Origin of the sequence: Saccharothrix sp. NRRL B-16314, assembly GCF_000716595.1 — a bacterium.
GTDB lineage: Bacteria > Actinomycetota > Actinomycetes > Mycobacteriales > Pseudonocardiaceae > Actinosynnema.
Genome location: NZ_JNXC01000067.1, coordinates 1 through 6,141, shown reverse-complemented (window position 1 = coordinate 6,141; position 6,141 = coordinate 1). Strand labels below are relative to the sequence as shown.

Annotated in this window: 6 protein-coding genes; 1 reads left to right on the top strand and 5 read right to left on the bottom strand. The window is 68.1% G+C overall.

The window, feature by feature from the left end:
* The 5 genes from OQ02_RS38910 to OQ02_RS38890 form a co-directional block, all read right to left on the bottom strand.
* The coding region (locus OQ02_RS38910) for a helix-turn-helix domain-containing protein (RefSeq protein WP_033443702.1) at positions 1 to 231 on the bottom strand (231 nt) is incomplete at its 3' end.
* A gap of 201 nt (positions 232 to 432) precedes the next feature.
* Entirely contained in the window at positions 433 to 1,908 is a 1,476-nt protein-coding gene (locus tag OQ02_RS38905; protein WP_081916274.1) for a tryptophanase, read from the bottom strand.
* A gap of 23 nt (positions 1,909 to 1,931) precedes the next feature.
* Entirely contained in the window at positions 1,932 to 3,044 is a 1,113-nt protein-coding gene (locus tag OQ02_RS38900; RefSeq protein ID WP_051773481.1) for a tryptophan dimethylallyltransferase family protein, read from the bottom strand.
* A gap of 363 nt (positions 3,045 to 3,407) precedes the next feature.
* Positions 3,408 to 3,923 carry a hypothetical protein gene (locus OQ02_RS38895; RefSeq protein ID WP_156077611.1) on the bottom strand — a complete coding sequence of 172 codons (516 nt, stop codon included), beginning with the start codon at positions 3,921 to 3,923 and terminating at the stop codon, positions 3,408 to 3,410.
* Positions 3,924 to 3,987: 64 nt separating this feature from the next.
* Positions 3,988 to 4,368: a hypothetical protein gene (locus OQ02_RS38890; protein WP_033443701.1), complete on the bottom strand. Its 381-nt coding sequence runs from the start codon at positions 4,366 to 4,368 to the stop codon at positions 3,988 to 3,990.
* Positions 4,369 to 4,553: 185 nt separating this feature from the next.
* Between OQ02_RS38890 and OQ02_RS47430 the strand changes: the two genes are divergently transcribed.
* On the top strand, positions 4,554 to 5,840 hold the full coding sequence (locus OQ02_RS47430) for an FG-GAP repeat domain-containing protein (RefSeq protein WP_156077610.1): 1,287 nt from the start codon (positions 4,554 to 4,556) through the stop codon (positions 5,838 to 5,840).
* Positions 5,841 to 6,141 lie beyond the last annotated feature (301 nt).

Here is a 6,141-nt window from a genome sequence, read left to right as displayed (position 1 = left end):
GACGGCCTCGTGGATGTAGCGGCAGACGGTGGCCAGGCCGACGCCGAACCCCGCGGCCAGGCGGCTGTAGGTGTCGCCGCAGCGCAGATGCGCCAGCACCAGCAGGGCCTGGCGTCCGGGATCGAGCCTGCGCCACCTGCTGCCGATCCGGCGCCGGTGAGTGGTCAGTTCCCGCGCCAGGAACTGAAGGTGTGAACTGGACAGGTCGATCGCGGATGGGTGGACACGCACTCGAAGCTCCTGGCGATGGCCTTGCTCTTGGTCGAGAAGTCATCTACCAGGAGCTTCGCCATGTCTCCACCACGGTCACGCCCACGCCGCCAGGTTGGAAAGGGCTCACTGGGTGTCCAACGCTGCCCTGGAGAAGTTGGGCATTACGACCTAAGTTTTACAGACCTCACTGGACGCTGCTCATCCGCTGACGGGCGCCGTTCAGAGGCTTGGGGCGGACGTGCCGCGGGGCGGGACCGCCGTCGCCGTCAAGTGTGGTCGCGGGTTCGGCGGGGTGGTGGAGTCGGTCGTCGCCGGCAACTCGTCGGTGTGGAGTGGTACTGGTTCCAGCCTGCTTTTGAAGTGCCTGAGCAGGGGTGCTTGTTCGGTGATGCGGTAGCCGGGCAGGTGGTCGGTGTGCTGGGCGATCCGTGCCAGGGTCCGGCCGACGTGCTCGATGTGGCTCTGGCTGTAAACCCGGCGTGGGATGGCAAGGCGGAGCAGTTCCCACGGGGCGCTGACCACGGGGTTGCCGTGCTCGTCCTCCTTGCCGAGGTAGAGGGAGCCGCATTCCACACCGCGGATTCCTCCTTCCAGGTACAGCGCGCAGGCCAATGCGTGCCCTGGGAAGCGGTGCGGGGGGATGTGCGGCAGGAGTCGGCCGGCGTTGAGGTAGACCGCGTGCACTCCCGGCGGTTCCACGACCGCGACCCCGGCGGCCCGTGCCAGTTCGGCGAGGTACGCCGTGGTGCCGGCCCTGGACCGCAGGTAGTCGGGGTCGGTGACTTCGATCAGTCCCTGGGCGAGCATGTCCAGATCGCGGCCCGCCAGACCGCCGTAGGTGGGGAAACCTTCGGTGGCGACGAGCAGCAGTTCGCACCGCCCTGCCAGATCCGGGTCGCGCAGGCCCAAGAACCCGCCGGTGTTGACCAGGCCGTCCTTCTTCATGCTGGCGGTACAGCCGTCGGCGAGCCGGAACGCCTCCTCGGCCACCTCGCGTGGGCTGCGGTCGCCGTAGCCGGGCTCGTTGCGGGTGACCAGCCAGGCGTTCTCCGCGAAGCGCGCCGCGTCCAGGAACAGCGGCACCCCGTGCGCGCGGCACAACTTGGCGGTTTCCGCGAGGTTGGCCATCGACACGGGCTGGCCGCCCATGCCGTTGCTGGTGAGCGTCATGACGATCGCGGCCACCCGTGGGCCGTCCGGGCCGGTGAGGGCCCGGTGCAGCGCGTCCAGGTCGATGTCGCCCTTGAACGGGTACGGGCTGTCCAGGTCCGCAGCCTCCGGGCAAGGCAGGTCGTGGACCTGTCCACCGGCCAGTTCGACGTTGGCGCGGGTGGTGTCGAAGTGCGTGTTGCCCAGAGTGATCTGCCCCGGTCGCAGCAGGGTGGAGAACAGGATGCGCTCGGCGGCCCGCCCCTGGTGCACCGGCAGGACGTGCGGGTAGGAGGTCAGGTTCTCGACGACTTCCCGGAACCGGTGGTACGAGCGCGCTCCGGCGTAACTCTCGTCACCGAGCATCGCCGCGGCCATCTGCGCCGCGGACAGCGCCCCGGTGCCCGAGTCGGTCAGCAGGTCGATGGTCACCTCGTCGGCCCGCAGGTTGAACAGGTTGTGGTGCGCCCGGTGCAACGCCTGCTCGCGCTGGGCGCGTGTGGTGAAGGGGATCGGTTCCACGACTTTGGCGCGGAACGGTTCCATGCCCGGCACGTCGTCCACGCCCCTCACCGGCCCACGCGAAGGCGGGGCGGCCGGACCGAGTTGGCCTCCGCGGACAAGTAGACGGTCAGCCGCTCTACGCGCGGCGTGAACACCTGCGACAGGTAGGAGATCAACCCCACCCCGGCGTCCAGCCGCCGCCCCGTCACTGCGGCCAGCGCCCGATCCAACACCGCCGGATCGTGCCCCCGGCGACGCATCACCGCAATCGCGCGGGCGCGCGCTTCCCCGTCGTGCTCGACGTAATCCCGCACCGGGACGTGCACGGTGTACCCGCCAGGCCGGTCCCGCTCGACGTCGACCAGCGAGTAGCACGACACCAGGGGGCGCGACGGGAACGGGCCGGTCCTGGCGACGGTGCGGCAGAACTCCTCGACCGCTGTGCCGTCGATCCCCGCGACCGCGCCCGCCGCCCTCGCCGCATCCTCGGGCCCCCCGCCATCGTGGGCGAAGTAGACCTTCACCCGCGGTCGAGGCCACTGCCCGAGGTCCAGCGCGAAGTACATCAGCCGGCCCCCGGCGGTCACCGCGTCGCCGACCAGGTGTCGGGCGCGGTGGAATCCCATCCGCGCCAACCCCTCCTCGACCAGTTCCTGGGCACGCGCGATCCCCTGTGCGCCCGGGTCGAGATAGACCTTGAACGACGGCTCGCCGTGCGGGGTCAGCACGGCCGCACACCACAACCCGAACGCGCCCTGCGGCCGGTCGGGCAGGAACAGGTCCTCGACCAGGGCGAACCGCCGCAGGTCGAAACCGTAGCGCTCCGCCAGCCCGCGCAGGACCCGTCGACAGACCGCCACGTTCTGGCCAACTCCCGGCGGTATCCCGTCCGGCTCGGTCAGCAGCCGCAACTGCGGTGCCCGCCCCGTCTCGAACGAGATCGAGTACTCGACGGGCGAGTGGTCGTCGGACACCTCCGAGCACCACGTCCCGCCCCCGGCCGAAAGCGCGGCGGAGGGCCCGAGCAGCAAGCCCGCCAGGTTCTCGAGCTCCTCCCGCCGGCCCGTCAGCCCCACCGCCTCGGCCAAAGCGGTGAGCTGCCTGCGGACGAGGTGCCCCAACGGAACGGGATCAGGGTTCTGCACGGCGGAATAGGAAAACACGGTTGTGTCGAACATGACGAAATCCCTTTCCCTCAGAGTCTTATTGCGAATCCAGTAATCAGCACATTCCGTGACCACGAAAGCGACAGTGCCCGTACGGGGACGCACATCCTCCGATCGGGTTGTCACGCCGGTGCGATTCTTGACCGCGCGATTGAGCGGAAGATCGCCGACTGTTGAAGTATCGAGCACATTTCAGACGACGGTGGAGTCCGCAGCAGCCCGCAACAATCACGTTCTTGAAACTGTTCCGCTCGAACATCGAGGCCACGACCCGCGGCCTCGACTGACCCGCCGCTCAATCCGGCCATCGGGCCGTTCAGTGCCCGCTCGTCGACAGAAACGGATGTGCGGCGCGTGACGCAGGTCCAATCAGGGTCAAAACAGAAAGTCGAGAATCTTCTCGTTGACCGGGGCAGAGTTCCACGAGCCGTTCGGGTAGAAGCGGGTCATGGTGTCGAGTAACGCGCCCGTCGCCCACGCAGGGTCGGTGCGCTGCGCGAAGCTCCCCCAACTCGCGCGCTGCTGGTTAAGACCTACGGAGTCGCGGTCGCCACCGTCGAGGTTGGCGATGCTCGTCTCCACGATCACGGTGGCGACGGCGATGGCGGCGGCACGTTCGTCGAACCTGCGGTCGCGGACCGCGCGTACGACCGCTCGGGCGCACGAGGTGTTGTAGGCGTTCATCTGACCGCGCATCTTGTTGTTCAACGCAGTGTCGAATTGTGCGCCGATAGCGGCGTCCTTCTGCGTAGGGCCGCCGGCGACGCACGGGCGGGCGGCGTGGCGACTGACCTGGTGCGGCCAGATCTCCGTGGAGTCCTGCTCCTGCGCGTCGACCGGCAGCGTGGTCAGAACGGTGGTCAGGACGGCGAGCTCGACTTCTCGGAACATCGTCTTCTCCTGTAGCAGGCCGCGGTGGCGCCCCACCCCCAGCGGGGCGCCACCGCGAGGGGTGTCAGAGATGCATGCAGAGCTGTCCGCGGCGTTCGTAGCCGCCGCTCTCCTTCACCCACGCCTCATCACAGAAGTCCGTGCCTTTCCTGACCCTGCGATCGAACTGGATGATCACCCAGGGCACGGGGTTGTCGTCAGGGCCGACTACGTGCGGCTCGACATTCGACGTGAATCCCACGTGGCCGTACCAACTGGGCCCGTGACCGTGCTGGCACACCCCCACCTTTTCCACCAGCAGGCCAGAGTGGGTGACGCTGATGCAGACGTATTCGACGCTCTTCTGCGAATTGAGCACCTTCTCCCCTCCGGTCGCCGAGGCTGTTCCGGTGGAGAGAGCGGCGAACGCGCAGACGACGGCGAAAGCCAGGCGTGGCTTCGACATGCTCGATTCCTTACCCGAGATTCACCCGATTGGGCAGAGAGGCGACGGGCCGTACCCGTTCCACGACCCAGGTCTACCGCATCGGGGAGTTGTTCCCGCGTGTCGGACGGCCGAGACAATCAACATGAGACAACCCGGAGCGCAGGAGACAACGCTGCCGAGCCGGCCGGACGGAAGGGGCGGGCATGCCACGGCCTGAGACCCAGCTGGATCCGCACGCGGGGGTGGTGCAACTCTTCGCCCACGACCTGCGCCTGCTGCGGGAGAAGGCGGGCTGCCCGCCGTACCGGACACTCGCGCTGCGGGCCCACTACGCGCCGGCGACCTTGGCACGGGCGGCCGGAGGGCGTGAGTTGCCGAGCCTCGCGGTGACCTTGGCATACGTGCGGGCCTGCGAAGGTGACGAAGAGCAATGGGAAGACCGTTGGCATGAAACCGCCGCGGCTTTGACGCCGGAGACGCACGTGCAACCTGAGCAGCACCCGCCCGCGACACCGGAGGAGCCGGCGCAACGCGTAGAACCGGATGAAATCGTCCGCCCCCGAATCCGTCGTGGCCGACTGATCGCGATCCTGGCCGCACTATTCCTGCTGGCGGGAACGACGGCGGCGATCGTCACCTCGGGGAACAATCCGCCGCAACGCTGGAAACCTCCCGCCGGAAAAGCCGAGATGATCGACATTCGCACCGCCGCCGATGGCACGGTCCGGGCCTGGTCGAACACGGGTGGCTTCCCGGGGTGGCCGTGGAGCGACCCGGTCGGCATGGTGCTGAACGAAGGTGACCCGGCCCTGGCCCGCTTCGCCGATCTCGACGGCGACGGGTTCGACGAACTGGTCCGGATCGCCGCCGACGGGACGATCACGGCGTGGTTGAACGACAAGGGCTTCCCTCACCGACCGTGGCACGCATCGGTGGTGGTGGGCAAGGGATCGACGGCCGATCCCGCCGACATCCACTTCGCCGACCTGGACGGCGACGGCAGGGACGAACTGATCCACATCGCGGAAGTGGTCCGCGCCTGGCCCAACACCGGAGACTTCCCGAAGTGGCCGTGGAGCGACCCGGTGGACCTGGGTCCGGCGCCGCCCCGGCACACACGGTTCGCCGATCTCGATGGCGACGCGAAGGCCGAACTGATCACCTTGGGCACCGCCGCCGGCACCCGGATCCAAGCCAGGCGCAACATCGGCGCCTTCCCCGCACCACCGTGGAGCACGGCCGTCGACCTCGGACTCAACCACGCCGATCCCACGTGTGTCCGCTTCGCGGACCTCGACGGCGACGGCTTCGACGAGCTGATCTCGATCAACACCGACGGCACGACCTCGGCGTGGTGGAACAACCACACCTTCCCCGACCGGCCATGGCACACCTCGGTCATGATCGGCAAAGGCTGGGTCGGCGACCCGGTGAGCGTCCAGTTCGCCGACCTCACGGGCCACGACCAGCCTGACGGCTACACCCGCTGACGATGCTCGAACGATGACTTCTCGAGCGGCACACATCGAGGTCGTGAAGATCCGCCACGGTGTCCGCGAGCCGACACCTACGCCGAACGGTTCGTCGGAACCGTCAGACGCGAAGCCACCGACCGACTCCTCGCTCTCAATGAGCACCACTTGCGGGCGGTGCTGGACCGCCACGTCGCCCACTAGAGCCACCGCCGACCCCACTAGTAGGGCTTTGTTAGGTCGAATGATCGGACAGGTTGGCGGTGTGATCTTCTGTGGTGGTGACTCCGGAGGAGATGGCGCTGGTGCGCCCGGTGAT

Excerpts from the sequence above, each read along its gene's own strand:
- OQ02_RS38905 (WP_081916274.1), bottom strand. The coding sequence starts at position 1,908 with ATGGAACCGTTCCGCGCCAAAGTCGTGGAACCGATCCCCTTCACCACA.
- OQ02_RS38900 (WP_051773481.1), bottom strand. The coding sequence starts at position 3,044 with ATGTTCGACACAACCGTGTTTTCCTATTCCGCCGTGCAGAACCCTGAT.
- OQ02_RS38895 (WP_156077611.1), bottom strand. The coding sequence starts at position 3,923 with ATGTTCCGAGAAGTCGAGCTCGCCGTCCTGACCACCGTTCTGACCACG.
- OQ02_RS47430 (WP_156077610.1), top strand. The coding sequence starts at position 4,554 with ATGCCACGGCCTGAGACCCAGCTGGATCCGCACGCGGGGGTGGTGCAA.
- OQ02_RS38890 (WP_033443701.1), bottom strand. The coding sequence starts at position 4,368 with ATGTCGAAGCCACGCCTGGCTTTCGCCGTCGTCTGCGCGTTCGCCGCT.